Source organism: Algibacter sp. L1A34, from assembly GCF_009796805.1.
Taxonomy (GTDB): Bacteria; Bacteroidota; Bacteroidia; order Flavobacteriales; family Flavobacteriaceae; genus Algibacter.
Genome location: NZ_CP047029.1, coordinates 4,223,084 through 4,243,372, shown reverse-complemented (window position 1 = coordinate 4,243,372; position 20,289 = coordinate 4,223,084). Strand labels below are relative to the sequence as shown.

Here is a 20,289-nt window from a genome sequence, read left to right as displayed (position 1 = left end):
GAAAATTAAATTATTTTTTTAATAACACGTAGTTTGTGTGTATGTATATTTCTATCTACATTATAAATCCCTGAATGATCCAAACGATCAATTCTAACTTTTCCATGGGCATGAATGATGTAATTATCTTCCATAATTAAGCCAACGTGAGTAATTACACCTTCACTATTATCAAAGAAAGCTAAATCGCCAGGTTCACTTTCTTCTATAAAACTTAAAGCTTCACCTTGTGTGGCTTGCTGAGATGCATCCCGAAGTAATTTATAGCCATTTAGTTTGTAAACCATTTGCGTAAGGCCAGAGCAATCAATACCAAATGGCGTTTTTCCTCCCCACAGGTAAGGGGCGTTTAAATACGTGAAAGCTGTTTGTATTATTTGTGATTTTGGGTGTCTTCCAGAAATGAGGCCACCATCATAACCATGGTTTAAAACAGATAATCCGTTTAAGCCAGAACCAAAAACAATAGGATGGAGTTGTTCATTTTTATCTTGAATAAATTCAACTAAATCACCAGAAAGTTTTAACGGTTGCATTTTTAAGTCGCTATATTGCTCTTCAGTTATTTCGGCATATTGTTTATTATCTACCCAACCTTCGTACGTATCAAAGGCAATTCTGATTTTACTCCAATTTTTGCGTTGTTCTAAAACTTTAAACAAATCACCATAGATAACTTGCGAAACTAACTCGCTAGCATCCGAGGGTTCAAGTCTTAGTGGTACAATGCTTAAATTACAAATTCCGTATTGCATTAATAAATTATCGTTGTTTAATAATTTAAATAAAATATAATTTTATTTAAATCTCTAGGTTCTTTATTTTTCAATTTTAGTCAATTATTAACTAACTAAATACATTGCTTACTGTTTTTTAGTTACGTTCAATAATTACGGCCGATGCGCCACCGCCTCCATTACAAATTGCTGCGGCACCAATTTTGGCATCGTTTTGTTCTAACACATTTAGTAATGTTATTAAAATTCGAACACCAGAACAGCCTAATGGATGTCCTAAAGAAACCGCGCCACCATTTACATTTACATTAGTATCGGTAAGTCCTAAAATTTTCATGTTTGCTAATCCAACAACCGAAAATGCTTCATTAAATTCAAAGAAATTAACATCTTCAAGTTTCATACCAGCTTTCTTTAAGGCTTTGGGTAATGCTTTTGCAGGAGCAGTAGTAAACCAATCTGGTTCTTGTGCAGCATCGGCATAACCTTTTATAGTGGCTAGAATTTTTAAACCAAGTTCGTTAGCTTTTTCTTTACTCATTAAAATCATTGCTCCGGCACCATCATTTATGGTGGAAGCGTTAGCAGCTGTAACTGTACCTTCTTTACTAAAGGCAGGTCGCAGTTGCGGAATTTTATCCATTTTCACGTTTGTAAACTCTTCATCTTTAGAAAAAATAAGAGGTTCTCCGCGGCGTTGAGGTACTTCAACAGGTATAACTTCATTATCAAATTTCCCTGCTTCCCAAGCTGCTGCAGAACGATTGTACGATTGAATAGCGTAAGCATCTTGATCTTCTCGAGAAAACTCATATTCATTAGCGCAAGTATCGGCACAAACACCCATAGCGTTTTGGCTATAAGAATCTACTAAACCATCTTTTTGTAAACCGTCAATTAATGATGCAGAACCAAATTTGGTGCCCGTTCTAGCATGTAAATAATGAGGAATTAAACTCATGTTTTCCATGCCACCAGCAACAATAATTTCTGCATCGCCAAGCGCAATACTTTGTGCAGCCTGCATAACAGCTTTCATACCCGAAGCGCAAACTTTGTTAATCGTTGTGCATGGAACAGTATTTGGGATACCAGCGTATATGGCAGCCTGTCTTGCCGGAGCTTGACCAGTACCTGCTTGAACTACATTACCCATTAAAACTTCGTCTACCAATTTTGGGTTTAAATTAATTTTATTTAAAGCGCCTTTTATTGCTATAGCTCCTAATTGAGGTGCAGCAATGGTTGATAAACTTCCTAAAAAACTACCTATTGGCGTTCTTACGGCTGAAACGATAACGACTTCTTTGTTCATAATGATCTACTTTGGTTTAGCTTCGAATATATTTTATTAAATTATAAAAAAATAAGAATAGAATAAATTCATTGCGAAAATAACGATTTTTTTAATAATATGCAGAGATGTGTTCATTATAAAACGTGGTGAAAGCCTAATAATTTATTACATTTGAAAATGAAATCATTAACTGAATTTTAATTAAGAATTTAGTTAGAAAATTTACTCGTGAAAGACTTTATAAATAAATTATACCGAAACCATTCTTTAATATATAAAGTACTTTTATATATTACTACTACGTTTTTAATTGTTTATTTGTTTCCTAAAAGCGGGAAATTTAAATATAATTTTGAAAAAGGAAAGCCTTGGCAATCAGAGAATTTATATGCTCCTTTTGATTTTGCTATAAAAAAATCTGAAAATGAAATTGCTCAAGAAAAAGAGGAGCTTATTAATAACGGAACGTTATATTTTACTATTGATAATAGTATTGAGAATAAAGTAAAAACATCTTTTAAGAGTGAGTTTTCTTCTGCTTTTTCTGATACTATTTCGCTTGCCAAGTCTAGTGAATTGTATAAAACGGGAGCCGATATTATTTCCGAACTTTATGCCTTTGGGGTTTTAAATGAAAGTTATAGTTTTTCGGATGAAAAAAGAATTGTTATTCTAGACGAGCGAGTTAAAAAAGAAGAAGGTATTTATTTCGATTTAATTAAACTCGATGAGGTGACTTCGGTAATTGAACGTGTTTTAAAAAAACACCGTTTATCTGCTTATAAAACTGAATTTGTATCGTTATTCTATGATTTGGTTGAGCCTAATTTAACTTTCGATAAATCTTTTACAGATAAGGCTTTACAAGATGAACTTAATAAAATAATTTATGCAAGAGGCAGTATAGAAAAACAAACATTGATTGTAGCAAAAGGAGAGGTTGTACAAGGTGATAAATATGAAATATTAAAGTCTTTACAGTCTGAATACGAATCGCAAGTTTGGAGTAAATCCAACTATTTATGGATTCTATTTGCTTATACTCTTTTGGTGGCTTTAGCATTACTTATGCTGTTATTGTTTTTAATGAAATATAGATTAGATGTGTTTGAAAATAACACGAAAGTTACATTTATATTTTTCAATATATTTTTATTAATATTTTTAACCACATTGGTGGTGAACTATAATTCTAAGTTTATTTACGTCGTTCCAATATGTATTTTACCGCTTGTTTTTAAAGCCTTTTTTGACGCGAGATTGGGTTTGTTTTCTCATGTTATTACCGTATTGCTTTTAGGTTTTGTTGTACCGAATAGCTATGAGTACATGTTTTTACAAATTATTGCAGGAATTGTTACTATTTTAACAGTAAAAGAACTTTATAAACGAGCTAATCTATTTATATCGGTTGGGCAAATTACACTAGTTTATTTTATTGCTTATTTTGCGTTTTTTGTAATTCATGAAGGTACAGTTGAAACTTTAGAATGGCAAACATTTGGATATTTTGTGCTTTGCGGATTAGCTACTCTTTTTGTGCAGCCTTTAATTTATGTTTATGAAAAAGTTTTCGGGTTGGTTTCCGATGTTTCTTTATTGGAGCTTTCGGATACAAATTCTAAGTTATTAAAAGAATTATCGAATAAGGCACCTGGCACGTTTCATCATTCATTAAACGTAGCTAATTTAGCCGAAGCATCCGCGAACGAAATTGGAGCAAATTCCATGTTGGTTAGGGTAGGAGCTTTGTATCATGATATTGGTAAAATGAAGAGCCCAACTTACTTTACCGAAAATCAATCTACAGGCATTAATCCACATGACGAGTTATCATCTAAAGAAAGTGCAAGAATAATTACCGATCACGTTATTGATGGGATAGAAATTGCTAGAAAAAATAATTTACCAGATCGCGTTATAGATTTTATTAGAACGCATCATGGTACAAGCGTAGTTTATTATTTTTATATGCAAGAAAAAAAGGATTTTCCAGAAGAAGTAGTTAATAAATTAGATTTTAGTTACCCTGGTCCAAAACCTTTTAGTAAAGAGACGGCTATTTTAATGATGTGTGATAGTATTGAGGCTGCATCTAAAAGTTTAAAGGAACCAACATCAACAAAAATTGATGCTTTTGTTGAAAATATTATAGATAAACAAATAAGTGAGGGACAATTTTTAAATGCAAACATTACTTTTAAAGAAATTGAATCCATAAAAAAAGTGCTAAAACACAAGCTAGCAAACATTTATCATTTAAGAATTGAATATCCTGAATAATTTTCAAAAAAAAACACAAAAATGTTTGTTAGATCTAAGATGAAATCCTAAATTTGCACCCGCATTAAAATGGTAATGCAGAGTTCTTATTAAATATTACTGGAGAGGTGCCTGAGTGGCCGAAAGGAACGGTTTGCTAAATCGTCGTAGGTGGAAACACTTACCCAGGGTTCGAATCCCTGTCTCTCCGCAAAATATTTCATTATGAAATATAGATAACCAATTCGGGGTGTAGCGTAGCCCGGTTATCGCGCCTCGTTTGGGACGAGGAGGTCGCAGGTTCGAATCCTGCCACCCCGACTAACCTAGAGATAGGGAAGACAAAAACACTGTTAATCGTATGATTTTCAGTGTTTTTTGTTTTATATGATATCGTTTGATATCATATAAAATCAAATAAAAGGTGTGCAATTAGGTGTACACTTTCTTCACAGAATTGTCGTAAATTTAAAGAGCATTTAGAAGCAATTTGACATTTGTTTTTCAAATCAATTTGTTTAACTAAATACCTTTTAAAATGCAAACGAACAAAACATTTTCTATTGTTTTATTTACCAGAAAATCTAGAAGTATAGTAAGTAAACTATCTATCTATGCGCGGATTACCGTTAATGGTAAACGCTCAGAAATCAGCTTAAAAAGAACCGTTTTGACAAAATCATGGGACGCCTCAAAAAGTCGTGGACGCGGTAGTTCTTACTCCTCACGAGTATTGAATAGCTATTTGAATCAAGAGTACAATAGGTTATTGGATTGCCACAAGCAATTATTAGAAGAAGATAAAGTGATCTCATCTAAGACTATAAAATCCCGTTATTTGGGAGATGATAATACCAGAAAAACACTTAATGACTTGTTGTACTATCACAATACAAATATGGTTTCCGTACTTAAACAGGGCACAATGAAAAATTATTATACTACGGAATAGTATTTGCAGAAATTTCTAAATCAAAAATTCAAAACAAACGATATTTATCTAAAACAATTAAACTATCGTTTTATCTGTGATTTTGAACATTACTTACGCAATTATAAAAATGCCCAAAAGAAATTCATGTTAAGCAACAATGGAGTGATGAAACATTTAGAACGTTTTAAGAAAATGATAAATCTAGCTGTAAAGCTGGAATGGATGCTAAAGAACCCATTTAAAAAATTTCAATTGCATTATGATAAGTATGATAGAGCTTATCTAACAGAAAGGGAACTTGAACTATTAGAATGTACACATTATGGAAATGAGCGATTAGAAAGAGTAAAAGACTGTTTTATCTTTTCTTGTTATACAGGTTTGTCATATATCGATGTAAAGGAACTTACAGTTAATCAAATAGTTAGAGGTATAGATAATAACCATTGGATATTTACCAAACGGGAGAAAACAAATGAAACAGTCGAGATACCTGTTCTTCCTCAAGCAATGACCATAATTAATAAGTACAAAGAGGCTATTGAAAATAAAATAAGCAAAACCATGTTACCTTTGTGTTCAAACCAAAAGGCAAAAAGTTACTTAAAAGAAATTGCCAAGGACTGTGGTATACGTAAAAACATTACTTTTCATGTTGCCAGACATACTTTTGCAACTACAGTCATGTTATCAAATGGTGTTCCAATAGAAACAGTATAAAGCTATTAGGGCATGCCAAATTATCAACAACTCAAATCTATGCCAGGGTACTAGAAACAAAAATAAGTCAGGACATACAAAATTTGCTTATAAAGTTTGAAAAGAAAAAGCAAAAAAGAATGGAGCTGGCAGAGTGATGAAAAACGTTTTTAAAAGGATGGATTTAGAGGCTGGCTATTTAAAAATGATTTTTCATGACCGTTCTATATTGAGCGCGGAGAATCCATCATTTTAAAAATGCAGCAAGCTCGCCCAAGCGAGCGCGGTAGAAAAAATTCAAAAAACATTATTTTTTAATTCAGTATATTCTTGTTCAGATACTTTCAACGAGTAAATATTAGAACTAAAAGTCTTTTTGACAAGTTTGAATTTTCCAATGGTGTCTTTGAATTTATGCTTCAGTTTAATTAATTCGGCTTGTTGTTTAAAGTAGGCATTACGATAATATATTAATGCTTCATTCTCTGCTTTAGGAATTGGTTTTGTAATAGTTGATTTTTCCAAAATCAAAGGTTTAGTATCTTCAATGCCTTGAAATAGAAATCTCAACATCTTCTTGGTGGCCTTCAGTTGGGTTTCTTCAACTTGTCTCAAGATTGATATTACTGCATCCAAACGTTTGTTTAAAACGTTTTGAAGAGACGTTCTGTTCATTCCTAAAGTATCATAGGGAGATAGGTTATTATCTTCAAAAAAAGCAATCATAAAATCCAAGGTTTCAGAATAACTTGGACTGATTTTTTTTGAATATTTTTTAAATTTAACAATGGTTTTCTTCTTTAGCCGAATGGTATTAAAATCATCCGTAATTTATGAAATTGTAACAATGAATTACTGGTTTTACTACTTTTATTTTGAAATTTACGCAAAAATAGAGATTGATAATAATAATTTAGAAGTTAATTTATTGATTATCAATAAATTGTGAATTAGTAACATCGCGCAGCGTGTTACCCTCTTGCTATTCCCATTAGTTTAGCGAGTATGCTTTTTAAAAATGTTAAGTTTTGTTAGTTAAATTTAATATCCCCGAAATATGATTTTAAATGAAAATCAGGTTTTTCAGATTTTATATTATTCCAACTAATATAATGTGGTTTAGATAGGTTGTCTCCACATTTGTAAAAATTTGCCTTGGCTTTATTGTTTTTAAAAGATTTTATATTGTTGAATGAAAAGGTGTTTATAGGAATTTTTATAAAAATTTTCCATTTAAAGACTGTCAAACCATTATGTTGTATTCGTTTTATTTTAGTGTTTACTTTTATTAAGTCTATAATTTTAGAATCTAATAACTGTCTGTTATGCCTATCAGGTCCAAAGCCTAGAAGACAAGTTCCTAAGCTATTAAATTCAAAATTATAATAGTTAGCATCTTGTTCAAAAGCAATAAAAAACTCTACGCAGCTATCCTTATAAACAGGACTGTTGTGATTGTGGTATTTCGCAACCATTTCGGGTTCCAAGACATTATATTGTAAGTAAATATTTTTATTGTCGTGCGCCATATAAAAACCAACATTGCGATGCTTATTAGGTTGTTCCCAAGCGTATTGATCGATGTTATGGTAATCAGTCAAGTTTAAAGCCTTTTTTAAGCTTTTTTTCTGTTTGGAAGATTTAGAAATATTAGGGACGGTTAATCTTTTTTTCACGAACTTTTTCTTCTTTTTAAAATGATAAGCAACAAAACTAATTAAATTTAAAGGCTAATTGTAAAAAATATTTTAAAAATTGAGCTTCGTTACCGTAAATATAATTTATATTCAAGGCTTAGAAGTACATTATTTTAAAAAATTAGTAATATTGATGTTTCATTTCTTACTGAAAGTGATTTTTAAATCGCGCTTAGGCCGCAGGAAATATAATTTTTGATAGATATCGATTAATTTTTGATGAGTAAAAAGAAGAAATTATTTTTCGAATAAAAAGATAGTATAAAAGTTTAGTATGGATAAGGAGGAACGCATTGTAGGAATAAAAGATGTGGCGAAAGCCGCTAATGTAGCCTTAGCAACAGTAGATCGTGTAATACATAATCGAGCAGGAGTAAGTCAAAAAACAAAAGATAAGGTTTTAAAGGTTATAGAGAAAATGGGGTATCAGCCCAACGTTATGGCCAGTAATCTATCAAAACGTAAAAAAATTGTTTTAGGCGTTCTATTACCTAATATTTCCGAAGGTTCTGGGTATTGGGAGTTTCCTATGAAGGGAGTTATAAAAGCACAAAAAGAATTAGCGCAATATCGCATCAAAATTAAAACTTTTACCTTTAAACAAAATAATAATGAGGAAATTAGAAAACGAATTCTTGAAGTCATTAATAGCGATATTCAAGGCTTAGTTTTAACATCTAAGTTTGCCGACGAGATAGAGATTTTGTTAGAAGACTGTAAACAAAAGAAGCGTCCGTATGTGTTTATAGATTCTAACGTAAGGAAAATAGATTCGTTATGCAGTATCCAACAACCATTATTTGAAAGTGGCGAACTAGCAGCTCAATTATTCAGTTATTGCTTTAATATAGGTGAAATTTTAATTCTGCATTTAAAGGAAACTATGGATACAGAAGATATTATAGGTTTGAAAGAAAAGGGAATGAATGCCTATCTAAGCGATAAAAATGATAATATAGTAACCAAATCTTTGGTTTTAACCAATTTTACCGAAAATGGTTTTGAAACTGCTCTAAGCCAAACGCTAGAAAATAACCCACAAATTAAAGGTGTTTTTGTACCCAACTCAAAAGTTGCATATATCGCAAAATATTTTGATAACAGGGAAGGTGATAAAATTTACCTAATCGGATATGATTTTTTTAATGATGATATTCAATATCTTGAAAAGGACATTATAGACTTTTTAATCTGTCAACGCCCCGAAGAACAGGGCTATCAAGCTGTTGTTAAATTGTTTGAACATCTAGTGCTTAAAAAGGATGTGGAGAAAGAAATTATCATGCCTTTAGACATCATAACAAAGAAGAATTATAAATATTATTAATAGCTTTTTTAAAAATTAAATTAGGTTAGTATATTTTTTTTTATATTTTTGAGGTACGTTACCGTAATTTAGAAAACTAATTATTAATTAAATAGAAACAAACATGACGCTACAACTATTAGATTGGATTGTAATTATTATATTTTTTTTAATTATGGTAGTTATTGGCGTTTGGGCCCATTATAAAAATAAAGACTCAGATGATTATTTTACGGCAGGAGGGAATTTGCCTTGGTGGTTATCGGGTATTTCACATCATGTATCAGGTTATAGTGGAGCCGTATTTGTTGCCTATGCTGGGTTAGCCTATACAAACGGTTTTTCTATTTATGTTTGGTGGGCGCTAACTGTAGGTATTTCAATTTTAGTTACCGTTAATGTTTTTCCGGTACGTTGGGTGCGATTGCGAAAAAAAATAGGGATTCAATCACCTTTAGAATACCTCTCTATTCGATACGGAGTTAAAACACAGCAGGTTATTGCTTGGAGTGGTGTTATTTTAAAGCTTTTTGATGTTGCTGCTAAATGGGCTGCTATAGCCATTTTACTAAAAGTTTTTACTGGTATTCCTATACTTTATGGCGTACTTTTTTCTGGAGGTATTTCTATTGTTTACATTACAATAGGTGGTTTATGGGCAGTAACCGTAAGCGATTTTATACAGTTCATTGTTCAAATTGGTGCCGGTATTGCCATGTTTTTTGCGGCTACAGCTAAATTGGGTGGTTTAGATTCTGTTTTTACTATTTGGGATCAATTACCAGCTAAAAATAGTGAGCCTTTCGGAGAGCCTTATACTGTCGGTTTTGCCTTAGCTTTCTTGTTTATCAATATGCTAAGCTACAATGGTGGCACATGGAATTTAGCAACCAAATATATTTCTTCACCCAATGAGCAAAACACAAAAAGGGCAGCTATACTTTCGGGTGTTTTATATTTAATCTGGCCTTTAATATTGTTTTTCCCAATGTGGGCAGCACCTATTTTATTGCCAGACTTACAAGACCCTACAGAATCTTACGGACTTCTAACAATTACGCTTTTGCCGAAAGGAATGATAGGTTTGGTGTTAGCATCAATGTTTGCAACTACAATGTCCATGACTTCCAGCGATGCCAATACTATTTCGGCAGTTATAACTAGAGATATATTGCCACTTCACTTTAAGAAGTTTAATGTGGCTAACTCCGTGAACCCGTTAATAGTAGCCCGAAAAGTAACGTTTATTTTTATATTCTTTACCATACTTATAGCGACCCAATACGAATCTTTTGGAGGTATTTTGGGGCTTATTGTAGCGTGGTTTGCTGCTTTAGTAGGGCCTATTGCGGTACCTATGCTATTGGGGATGCTTCCGCTATTCAAAAAAAGTGGATCGACAGCGGCATTGGTTTCTATTTTTGGAGGTTTAATAAGTTTTGCTTCCATTAAAATTTTCTCTTTCACGCTGCCTTTTGCCCTAGAAATCAGTTTGCCTTTAATGGTATCTGTTTTTTTATACGTTGTTTTTGGTTTTATAAATCGAAAAACAATAGTGGCCCCAGAGGTTTTAGAATTGCTAGAGGCTATTGACAAAAAATCTGATAATTAAATTTAGTAATATTGAAATAATACAGAATGAAAGAAATAATTAATTGTGTTGACTGTATTTCGAACGATTTAATTCAAATTGTAATTGATGATGGTTTGTTGGTTTCTAGAAAAGAGTCCGAAATTAAAGAACATGAAACCGTTTTTATTGGTCCTGGTTTGTTAGATATTCAAATTAATGGCTTTTCTGGAGTCGATTTTAATACGTTCCCCATCGTTGAGAACGACTTCTTAAAGGTTGTTAATAATTTATCAAAAGAAGGCGTATTGTCTTTTTTTCCAACAGTCATTACAAATTCAGATACCAATATTATAAATCTTCTAAAAAATATAAATGAACTCTGTTTACAAAACCCTTTAATCGATGCTTACGTTAGTGGTATTCATTTAGAAGGGCCTTTTATTTCGCCAATAAAAGAAGCTTCGGGTGCGCATTCTAAAGACTATATAAAAGCACCGGATTGGGAATTGTTTCAAGCGTTTCAAGAGGCTTCAGGGAATCGAATTAAAATAATTACAATAAGTCCAGAATGGGATAATTCTGCAGATTTTATTAGCAAGTGTACTGCTAATGATATTATAGTTTCTATTGGGCATACTGTGGCAAGTAACGAGCAAATAAATGCTGCTGTTAATGCTGGAGCTAGCATGTCTACACACTTGGGGAATGGTGCACCATTGTCGCTTCATAGAAATTCAAATATTATTTTGGATCAATTAGCGAATAATAATTTAACACCGAGTATTATTGCCGATGGGTTTCATTTGCCTGATAATTTTTTAAACATAGTATTAAATGTTAAAAAATCTAACGTTATTTTAGTTAGCGATTCTACCATGTTTGCCGGTATGGATGCAGGTGTTTATCACGCTCATATTGGTGGAAAAGTAAAATTAGAAAAAGGAGGAAGACTTTCTACTTTTAAGAATGAAAATGTATTGGCCGGTTCTGCCGTTTCTTTGCTAGACTGCGTTAATAAGCTTTTTTCAAGTAATATGCTAAGCTTAGCCAATGCTTGGGCAATGGCTTCTAGAAAGCCTATGTCTATAGTTAATTTGTCTGCTAATACTAATGATTTTGTTTTGTTCAAAATAAAAAATAATGCCATTAAGATTATAAGAGTCGTTAAATCTGGAAAGCAAATTTTTGTAAATGCTTAAAGTTTAAGATTGAAAAAAAATATAAGTAAGTAAATATTATAAAACCAAATATGAAAGAACCCATAAACAACAATTTAACCGCCATCATAATTATAGCGAGTCTATTTTTTATATTCGGTTTTGTAACCTGGATCAATGGAGCATTAATCCCTTTTATGAAAACCATTAATGAACTTACTGACGCACAATCTTACTTGGTCGCGTCGGCATCTTATATTTCATTTGTAGTGATGGCGCTACCAGCCTCTTGGATTTTGAATAAAATTGGCTATAAAAAAGGCATGTCTTTAGGCCTGATAATCATGGCTATTGGCGCCTTAGTTTTTATACCAGCAGCAGAAGCAAGAACATATTGGGTGTTTTTAGCAGGTATTTTTATTCAAGGTATCGGGATGACGCTTTTACAAACCGCAGCCAATCCATACATTACCATATTAGGACCAATAGATAGTGGTGCCAAACGTATCGCTATTATGGGTATTGCGAATAAAGTGGCAGGAGCTTTAGGTTCATTAATATTTGGAGCACTATTGCTATCAGGTATCGATGAGGTAAAAGAAAAGTTAGGTACTGCTTCTTTAGAAGAAAAGGGCGTGCTTTTAGATACAATGGCCGATAGTGTGTTTATGCCTTATTTAGTAATGGCCATTGTTTTGTTTGTTCTGGGGATTTTAATTAGAAAAGCGCCTTTGCCTCATGTGGAAGCCGCCGAAGATGAAGAAACCAAAGCAGGTACCACAGCGAAAACTAGTATTTTTCAGTTTCCTCATTTATGGTTGGGAGTTTTAACGCTCTTTGTTTATGTAGGTGCTGAGGTAATAGCAGGTGATACCATTATAGCTTACGGCATCTCATTAGGTTTTCCGGCAGCCGATGCTAAATTTTTCACGACGTTAACACTCTTCGCTATGGTGTGTACTTATATAGTTGGGGTTATTTTAATACCTAAATATTTAAAACAAGGTACGGCTCTAAAAATAAGCGCCACTTTAGGTATTATTTTTAGTATGTGTATCCTTTCTACAACGGGCTTTACGTCTGTTTTATTTGTTGCTGCCTTAGGGATTTCCAACGCGTTAGTTTGGCCAGCTGTATGGCCACTAACCTTAGCGGGTTTAGGAAAGTTTACTAAAACGGGTTCGGCGTTATTAATTATGGCTATTTCTGGAGGTGCTATTATTCCTCCACTATATGGCAGAATGGTAGATGCTAATAAACAAGAACTCATTACAAACGGACTAAATGAAGTAGATGCTTTGGCAACCGCCTCAACAAATAGTTATTGGATATTAATTCCCTGCTATGTATTAATTCTATTTTTTGCATTATGGGGACACAAATACAAAAGTTGGTCAAAACAATAAAATAAAAAAAATAAGCATGTTAAAGAGTAACACAGACAAAGCAACAGGCTTTGAAAAAAGGTTTGAGAACATAGGAACCATTGTTTTTGAGAACTCAACTATGGCATCAAAGGCTGTAGCTAAAGAAATTGCAGATTTAATAAAAGTTAAACAATCTCAAAAGCAACCTTGTATTTTAGGATTAGCAACAGGAAGTTCACCTAAAGGACTTTATGCAGAGCTAGTACGCTTGCATAAAGAAGAGGGCTTAAGCTTTAAAAATGTAGTATCATTTAATTTAGATGAATACTACCCAATGGAGCCAGATTCTATTAATAGTTACGTGCGCTTCATGAAAGAGCAGTTGTTTAATCATGTTGATATTTTACCAGAAAATTACAATATCCCCGACGGATTATTATCCAAAGAAGCTATTGCAGGTTATTGTGATGCTTACGAGGCAAAAATAGAAGCTTTAGGTGGTATTGATTTGCAAATTTTAGGTATAGGTGGCAATGGGCATATTGGGTTTAATGAATCGGGATCGCTTCAAAACTCAAAAACGCGTTTGGTAGCTCTAGATCATATCACTAGAGTGGCGGCGAGTGGCGATTTTTCCGGCTTAAACAATACACCTCGAACAGCTATCACTTTAGGTGTGAAAAAAATTATGGAAGCCAAGAGAGTGATTTTAATGGCTTGGGGCGAAGGCAAATCTAATATTATAAAAGCCTCTGTAGAAGATACGGTTACCAACTTGGTACCTGCTTCATATTTGCAAGAGCACAACAACGCCACCTTTGTATTGGATAATGCGGCAGCATCAAAACTAACACGTGTAAATAGCCCGTGGTTAGTTGAAAAAATTGTTTGGACCGATAAATTAATTCGCAAAGCCGTTTTAAATTTAGCCTTAGATTTAAAGAAACCTATTTTAATGCTTACTGATGCCGATTATATAGAAAACGGTATGAGTGATTTATTGGCAGATTCCGGTCCCGCTTACGATATTAATATTAGCATATTTAATAAACTTCAAAATACTATCACAGGTTGGCCAGGTGGTAAACCTAATGCAGACGATAGTAAACGTCCAGAACGTGCCGAACCTGCAAAAAAGCGCGTACTTATTTTTAGTCCACATCCCGACGATGATATTATTAGTATGGGCGGTACATTTAAACGTTTGCAAGAACAAGGGCACGAAGTGCATATAGGATACCAAACCTCAGGAAATATTGCTGTAGCCGATGATGAGGCTCTGCGTTTTGCAAGTTTTGTATGTGATTATAACGATAAGTTTGGAATAGAAAATACAGAAGCGAGCGCCATTTATAAAAAAGCGGCTAAGTTTTTAAAGAATAAAAAATCTAGTGAAATTGATACTGCCGAAGTACGTTACATAAAAGGATTGATACGTAAAGGTGAAGCCCGTGCTACATGCCATTTTGTTGGTATTCCAGATGAACAGATACATTTTATGGAATTGCCATTTTATGAAACTGGGGCCATAAAAAAGAACCCAATTGGTATCGCAGATGTTAAAATAACTTCAGATTTAATCGAAAAAATAAAACCACACCAAATATATGCTGCTGGTGATTTAGCCGATCCACATGGCACTCATAAAGTTTGTTTAGATGCTATTTTTGAAGCTGTAAAGCAACTTAAACCTAAAACGTTTATGAAAGATTGCTGGGTATGGCTATACCGAGGCGCATGGCAAGAGTGGGGTATTGATGAAATTGAAATGGCAGTACCAATGGGGCCAGACCAAGTTCTAGAAAAGCGAAAAGGTATTTTTAAACACCAATCTCAAAAAGATGGGGTGGTATTTCAGGGGAATGATAGTCGAGAGTTTTGGCAACGAGCTGAGGATAGAAACCGAGAAACTGCCGATATATATCACCAATTAGGGTTATCGCATTACGCTGCTATGGAGGCTTTTGTACGATGGGAGTATTAAACTAGATATACAATTTTAAAGGGGTACCATTGGTGAATTAATCGGTTTTGCAAACGTTTGCAATTTCACCTTTTATTCTTTACTTTTAAATTTTTATATTGTGCTTTTTTGTGTAAATCAACTATTTATAATAATATTTTGATAAAAAAAATAACATACATTCTTCTTTTAATCGTTTCTCTCGTTAGGGCGCAAGCACCAACAGTTGGGTTACTTTTTTTAGACAACAATGTTTCCGAAGGTTATACGCTATTTACACCAGAAGTAAACTATAGTGTGTATTTAATTAATAACTGTGGTGAAAAGGTAAATGAATGGACTTTTACTGAGTTTCCTGGAGCAACCTGTTATCTTTTAGAAAATGGCACCTTGCTCAGGGCAGGAAGAAATATGTTAGAAATTAGAGATTGGGATAATACAGTGCTATGGAATTATGAAATGAATGCCAATGGGTTAAATCAACATCATGATATTGAGCCGCTTCCAAATGGAAATATTTTATGCATCGTTAGAGATAGCTATTCTAATACAGAGATTATTGCTCAAGGAAAAGATCCTCTTAAAGTTGATCAAGTTATTGACTTAGATAAAATAGTTGAATTAAAACCTATTGGAACTAACCAAGCTGAAATTGTTTGGGAATGGAAATTTATAGACCATATCATTCAAGATTATGATAGTTCAAAAGCGAATTTTGGTGTTATTGAAAATCATCCCGAACGTATTGATATAAACTATGTAGATTCTAATATTGAAAGTTTGGATAGAGGTTATACGCATGTAAATGGGATTGATTATAATGCAAATCTTGATCAAATTATTATCTCTGCACGAAATTTAAATGAAATTTATATTATTGATCACAGTACCACAACTGCTGAGGCTGCGGGACATACTGGAGGTTATTCAAATCTTGGAGGCGATTTGTTGTGGAGGTGGGGTAACTCTAGAGTTTACAAACAAGGAGGAGTTGAAGATCAAAAACTATTTTCGCAACATGATGTAAAATGGGTAGAACCTGGGTATTTGGATGAAGGTAAAATATCTGTTTTTAGCAATGGTAGTGATCAAACTAGAGTTTACAGCACAGTACATTTATTAAATACTGAGATGTCTGGTACTACGTATACTAAAGAGAATAATACATTTAAACCATTAGATTTTAACTGGTCGTGGAGTGGTGATATATTAGAAAACCCCATGTACGAAACAATAAAATCTGGAGCACATAGCCTTCCAAATGGGAATTTTATAATCTGTCAAAGTTCTTTAGGGCAGGTATCTGAAATTACAAAAGCTGGTGAGCACGTATGGACTTATAAAAATCCATCTGGGAATAGTATATTTAATCAATTTGATAATATTTCTCAAAATTTCAACCCCATATTTAGAGCCGAAAAATACCCTAGTAATTATATAGGGCTTTCTGGCAAAGACTTAACACCAAAGGGACTTATTGAAAATGAAAATTCTTTTTCTAGCGTTTGTGCAACTTTAAGCGTAGCTCAAATTGAAATCGATAATATTAGGGTAATCAATCCGGTTACTGGTCATGTTCTAAAATTCAACCAGAAAATAGAACTCGATGCATTAAGAATAATGGATATAAATGGGAGAGTTGTATTCTCATCTAAAAATTTCTCGAATGATCATGTGTTAATAAATACCCAATCAGGTTTTTATTTTATTGAATTTGAAAAAGAAAAAATTATCAAACGAATAAAAATTATAGTCAAATGATTTTTTTTTAATCATTAAAAACCATATCACCGTTGAACTCATTTTGCAAAAGTCATTCATGTTCTTAGTCTAATGCGCTTCAATATATAATATGGTTACAAGTAGTTAATAGGGGGTAAACAGATGAAAATCAATACTCTGAAGCTCCTAGAAAACTACCAAACCTTTCAATATATCAATTTTATAGATTTCTTAAATTCTTCATTAAAAAAATTCAATTATTCAATTTATAGTATCAATAAATTCACATTTCACAATCGTTTGCATTATTTAATACTTTAATTATATCGAAAAAGCGATATTTATGAATTATTGCCACAGTTTGTTGATTTTATCGTGTTAAATGTTAAGATTATTGTTAAAATATTTTATGCAAACGTTTGCATTGAATCTAATTTTAGTTATATTTGAAAAACTAATTCTCATTAACAAATTTTAATTCATGAAAAAACTAACAAAAAAACCTTTTCTCGGTTTATGGAAATGGAAGAGTAAAACAATTTTGGCGTTGCTTGCTATTTGTTTCTCTACAGCTCATATGTATTCTCAGAATATGACTGTTTCCGGTAAGATCACCGATGAAATAACAGGAGAGTCTTTGTTTGGAGTAAATATTATTCTAAAAGGCTCAATTAGAGGCGTATCATCAGATATGAGTGGTGTTTACAGCATAGGGGATGTTTCTCCTAACGATGTTTTACTGTTCACATATTTAGGATATGTTGATATGGAACTTAAAATTGGTAGCGAAAAAGAAATTAACGTCGCTTTATCTCCCGCCGTTGATGAACTTGATGAGTTGGTAATAGTTGGTTATGGCGTTAAAAAGAAAAGAAATTTAACGGGTTCTATAGTTTCTATAAGTAGTGACGATATTAGCGAATCTAATTTACAAGATCCTATATCTGCAATACAAGGTCGAGCTGCTGGAGTTCAAGTTGTTTCTAATTCAGGTGCTCCAGGAGGAGGGATGTCTATAAAGGTGAGAGGGAATTCGTCTTTAAACTCTGGAAATACACCGCTTTATGTTGTTGATGGTGTTCCAATAGAATCCAATTCCTTATCAACTTTAAATGGTACAGAAAATTTTGGTTTAAATCCGTTAGCAGATATTAACCCAAATGATATTCAATCTATTGAGATATTGAAAGATGCAGCGTCTACAGCCATTTATGGTTCCCGAGCTGCAAACGGTGTAGTTTTAATAACCACGAAACGTGGAAAATCGGGTAAAGCACAAGTAGATGTTAATATTTCGACCGGGATTAGTAGTTTAACACGTAAATTAAGTGTTTTAAACGCGAGCCAATATAGGGATGCGGTTATTGATTCTTATAGAAATATGGATAACCCAACCCAGCCTAATGCTATTGTTATCGATTCTCTAAACCCTAGAAATAGTGGAGATGTAGATTGGCAAGATGAAGTGCTTAGAATTGCACCTCAGCATAAAATAGATTTTGCCGTACGTGGTGGAACAGATGATGTTAAGTATTCGTGGAGTTCTTCTTTTTTAGATCAGGATGGAATTATTTTAAATTCAAATTACCAAAGAGTTACGTCTCGTTTAAATGTTGATTTTAAAGTTTCGGACAAATTTACTTTTGGTCAAAGTATATCTTATACAAATGGCGTTAATAAACGAATTAATGCTGCGGGTGCTAATAACCTAAGTATTATTAGAGAATTATTAGTGCGTCCTCCAACTTTTGCAATATATCTGCCAGATGGCTCATATAACGGGTATCAATTTGGAAGAAGAAATCCAGTTGGTTTAGCAGAGCTTGCCACAAACCTTAATAAAAGTAATCGTATAATAGGAAATCAATATGTTGAATATAATATTGTAGAAGGACTAAAGCTGCGTAGTAACGTTAATTTAGATTATGTTTCTATGAAAGAAGATAAATTTCTTCCTTCTACGCTAGATTATCGAGCAGGTTACAATAGCGGTGAGGTTCGTGCTATAAATAATTTAACTTGGGGTAATGAAACCTTTTTAACATTGGATAAACAGTTTGGAGAAAATCATAATTTTGGAGCTCTAGCCGGTATGAGTTTTCAAAATTGGCAATATGAAAGAACGGGATTAGATGGTATGTTCTTTTCTAGCGATAATATAACAACCTTAAATGGAGCAGGAACTATTTCTAATCAAGATGTAAACATTACAACAGAACATTCATTACTATCTTATTTTGGAAGACTGTCTTATGATTATAAAGGGAAATATTTGTTTGAAGCAAACCTTCGTGCAGATGGCTCTTCAAGGTTTGGTGAAGATAAAAGATTTGGGTATTTTCCATCGGCTTCTTTAGCGTGGCGTTTTTCAGACGAAAATTTCTTTAAGAATATAGAAGTTGTAAATGATGCCAAAATACGTTTAAGTGTTGGGCAAACAGGTAATGAGTCTATTGGTAACTATACCGCACAAGGAGAGTTTGCTGTTGGTGCGAATTATTTAGATTTTTCTGGAGCTGCGCCATCAGTAATGCCAAACTCTGGTTTATCATGGGAAACAACAACACAATATAATGCTGGTTTAGATTTGTCTTTCTTAAAAAATAGAATAACATTCAATGCAGATGTATATTTAAAAGTTACCGAAGATTTACTTTATAATGTTCCAATACCAAGAACAACAGGGTTTTCTTATGTAACGCAAAACATTGGGAGTATTGAAAATAAAGGAATAGAATTATCGCTTAACTCACGTAATTTAGTTGGTGAATTTAAATGGGATACTGGATTTAATATCAGTTCTAACCGCAACCAAATTACAGAGCTACCTGAAGATTTATTAACAAATGGTTTTATTCAAAACGGTAGCTACCATATTTTACAAGAAGGCAGTCCAATAGGAACGTTTTATGGTTGGAAATTTAATGGTGTTTACTCACGAGATGAAGACAACGTTAATCAAGTTACCAACGGTGCTTTAGGTGCTGTGTTTGAAGGTGGAGATCCTATTTGGGAAGATGTCGATGGTAATAACATTATTGATAATAATGACAGACAAGTTATTGGAGATGCTACTCCAGATTTCTTTGGAGGGATTACAAATAACTTCTCTTATAAAGGCATTAGTTTAGGTGTGTTTTTTCAGTTTTCTTACGGAAACGATATATATAGTGAGATAAATCATCAACGAAATTCTATTGTAAGGTATAACAACTTATCTACAGATGCATTAAATAGATGGAGAGAACAAGGTGATGTTACAGATTTTCCAAAGCCTGTTCAAGACGATCCTTTACAATCGGATAGTAGAATTCAAAGCCGTTGGGTTGAAGATGGATCTTATATAAAACTTAAAAATATAAATTTAAAGTATAATTTTCCTGATGCTGTAGTGTCTAATCTAGGCCTAAGAAAGGTGGAAGTTTACGCTTCTGCACTTAATGTTATTACTTGGACAAAATATACAGGTTTCGATCCTGATGTTAATTCTTATAGTGGTTTAAGAGAAGGTGTAGACGAGGGGTCTTACCCGCAAAGTCGTACCATCATGTTAGGTTTAAATATTGGATTTTAAA

14 protein-coding genes and 2 tRNA genes are annotated in these 20,289 nt (G+C 33.1%); 12 read left to right on the top strand and 4 right to left on the bottom strand.

Features of this window, described 5'->3' with window-relative positions:
- Positions 1-5 precede the first annotated feature (5 nt).
- Together GQR97_RS17860 and GQR97_RS17855 are read right to left on the bottom strand one after the other, a co-directional pair.
- Complete coding sequence (locus tag GQR97_RS17860) at positions 6-755, bottom strand: C40 family peptidase (protein ID WP_158850891.1); 750 nt, start codon at positions 753-755, stop codon at positions 6-8.
- Positions 756-873: 118 nt separating this feature from the next.
- Positions 874-2,052: an acetyl-CoA C-acyltransferase gene (locus tag GQR97_RS17855; RefSeq protein WP_158850889.1), complete on the bottom strand. Its 1,179-nt coding sequence runs from the start codon at positions 2,050-2,052 to the stop codon at positions 874-876.
- A gap of 210 nt (positions 2,053-2,262) precedes the next feature.
- On the opposite strand from GQR97_RS17855, the gene GQR97_RS17850 reads away from it, so the two are divergent.
- From GQR97_RS17850 to GQR97_RS19905, 5 genes are all read left to right on the top strand, one after another.
- Positions 2,263-4,317, top strand: a complete 2,055-nt coding sequence (locus GQR97_RS17850) for an HD family phosphohydrolase (RefSeq protein WP_158850887.1) — start codon at positions 2,263-2,265, stop codon at positions 4,315-4,317.
- Positions 4,318-4,418: 101 nt separating this feature from the next.
- Positions 4,419-4,507 (top strand) — tRNA-Ser (locus GQR97_RS17845).
- A gap of 35 nt (positions 4,508-4,542) precedes the next feature.
- A tRNA-Pro gene (locus GQR97_RS17840) sits at positions 4,543-4,617 on the top strand.
- A 217-nt stretch (positions 4,618-4,834) separates the two neighbouring features.
- Positions 4,835-5,248: an Arm DNA-binding domain-containing protein gene (locus tag GQR97_RS19910; RefSeq protein WP_317164081.1), complete on the top strand. Its 414-nt coding sequence runs from the start codon at positions 4,835-4,837 to the stop codon at positions 5,246-5,248.
- A gap of 3 nt (positions 5,249-5,251) precedes the next feature.
- Positions 5,252-5,950, top strand: coding sequence for a site-specific integrase (locus GQR97_RS19905; protein WP_317164080.1), 699 nt, complete (start codon positions 5,252-5,254; stop codon positions 5,948-5,950).
- Between the two features lie 276 nt (positions 5,951-6,226).
- Here the strand turns inward: GQR97_RS19905 and GQR97_RS17830 are convergent, their stop codons facing one another.
- Positions 6,227-6,688 (bottom strand): BfmA/BtgA family mobilization protein, encoded by a 462-nt coding sequence (locus GQR97_RS17830; RefSeq protein WP_317164138.1) that lies wholly within the window; start codon positions 6,686-6,688, stop codon positions 6,227-6,229.
- Between the two features lie 272 nt (positions 6,689-6,960).
- Positions 6,961-7,605 carry a carbohydrate-binding family 9-like protein gene (locus GQR97_RS17825; RefSeq protein ID WP_158850883.1) on the bottom strand — a complete coding sequence of 215 codons (645 nt, stop codon included), beginning with the start codon at positions 7,603-7,605 and terminating at the stop codon, positions 6,961-6,963.
- A 295-nt stretch (positions 7,606-7,900) separates the two neighbouring features.
- Between GQR97_RS17825 and GQR97_RS17820 the strand changes: the two genes are divergently transcribed.
- From GQR97_RS17820 to GQR97_RS17790, 7 genes are all read left to right on the top strand, one after another.
- Entirely contained in the window at positions 7,901-8,953 is a 1,053-nt protein-coding gene (locus GQR97_RS17820) for a LacI family DNA-binding transcriptional regulator (protein ID WP_158850881.1), read from the top strand.
- Between the two features lie 103 nt (positions 8,954-9,056).
- Entirely contained in the window at positions 9,057-10,544 is a 1,488-nt protein-coding gene (locus GQR97_RS17815; protein ID WP_158850879.1) for a sodium:solute symporter family protein, read from the top strand.
- Positions 10,545-10,570: 26 nt separating this feature from the next.
- Positions 10,571-11,704 carry an N-acetylglucosamine-6-phosphate deacetylase gene (locus GQR97_RS17810; protein WP_158850877.1) on the top strand — a complete coding sequence of 378 codons (1,134 nt, stop codon included), beginning with the start codon at positions 10,571-10,573 and terminating at the stop codon, positions 11,702-11,704.
- A 50-nt stretch (positions 11,705-11,754) separates the two neighbouring features.
- Positions 11,755-13,068: a sugar MFS transporter gene (locus GQR97_RS17805; protein WP_158850875.1), complete on the top strand. Its 1,314-nt coding sequence runs from the start codon at positions 11,755-11,757 to the stop codon at positions 13,066-13,068.
- Between the two features lie 16 nt (positions 13,069-13,084).
- Positions 13,085-15,013 (top strand): glucosamine-6-phosphate deaminase, encoded by a 1,929-nt coding sequence (gene nagB, locus GQR97_RS17800; RefSeq protein ID WP_158850873.1) that lies wholly within the window; start codon positions 13,085-13,087, stop codon positions 15,011-15,013.
- A gap of 138 nt (positions 15,014-15,151) precedes the next feature.
- A complete protein-coding gene (locus tag GQR97_RS17795; protein WP_158850871.1) occupies positions 15,152-16,753 on the top strand; it encodes an aryl-sulfate sulfotransferase in 1,602 nt (533 codons plus the stop codon).
- Positions 16,754-17,195: 442 nt separating this feature from the next.
- Entirely contained in the window at positions 17,196-20,288 is a 3,093-nt protein-coding gene (locus tag GQR97_RS17790) for a SusC/RagA family TonB-linked outer membrane protein (RefSeq protein ID WP_158850869.1), read from the top strand.
- The last annotated feature ends 1 nt before the right edge of the window (position 20,289 follow it).

Coding starts and splice junctions, on each gene's coding strand:
- GQR97_RS17860 (WP_158850891.1), bottom strand. CDS start 755: ATGCAATACGGAATTTGTAATTTAAGCATTGTACCACTAAGACTTGAA.
- GQR97_RS17855 (WP_158850889.1), bottom strand. CDS start 2,052: ATGAACAAAGAAGTCGTTATCGTTTCAGCCGTAAGAACGCCAATAGGT.
- GQR97_RS19910 (WP_317164081.1), top strand. CDS start 4,835: ATGCAAACGAACAAAACATTTTCTATTGTTTTATTTACCAGAAAATCT.
- GQR97_RS17820 (WP_158850881.1), top strand. CDS start 7,901: ATGGATAAGGAGGAACGCATTGTAGGAATAAAAGATGTGGCGAAAGCC.
- GQR97_RS17815 (WP_158850879.1), top strand. CDS start 9,057: ATGACGCTACAACTATTAGATTGGATTGTAATTATTATATTTTTTTTA.
- GQR97_RS17810 (WP_158850877.1), top strand. CDS start 10,571: ATGAAAGAAATAATTAATTGTGTTGACTGTATTTCGAACGATTTAATT.
- GQR97_RS17805 (WP_158850875.1), top strand. CDS start 11,755: ATGAAAGAACCCATAAACAACAATTTAACCGCCATCATAATTATAGCG.
- nagB (WP_158850873.1), top strand. CDS start 13,085: ATGTTAAAGAGTAACACAGACAAAGCAACAGGCTTTGAAAAAAGGTTT.
- GQR97_RS17790 (WP_158850869.1), top strand. CDS start 17,196: ATGAAAAAACTAACAAAAAAACCTTTTCTCGGTTTATGGAAATGGAAG.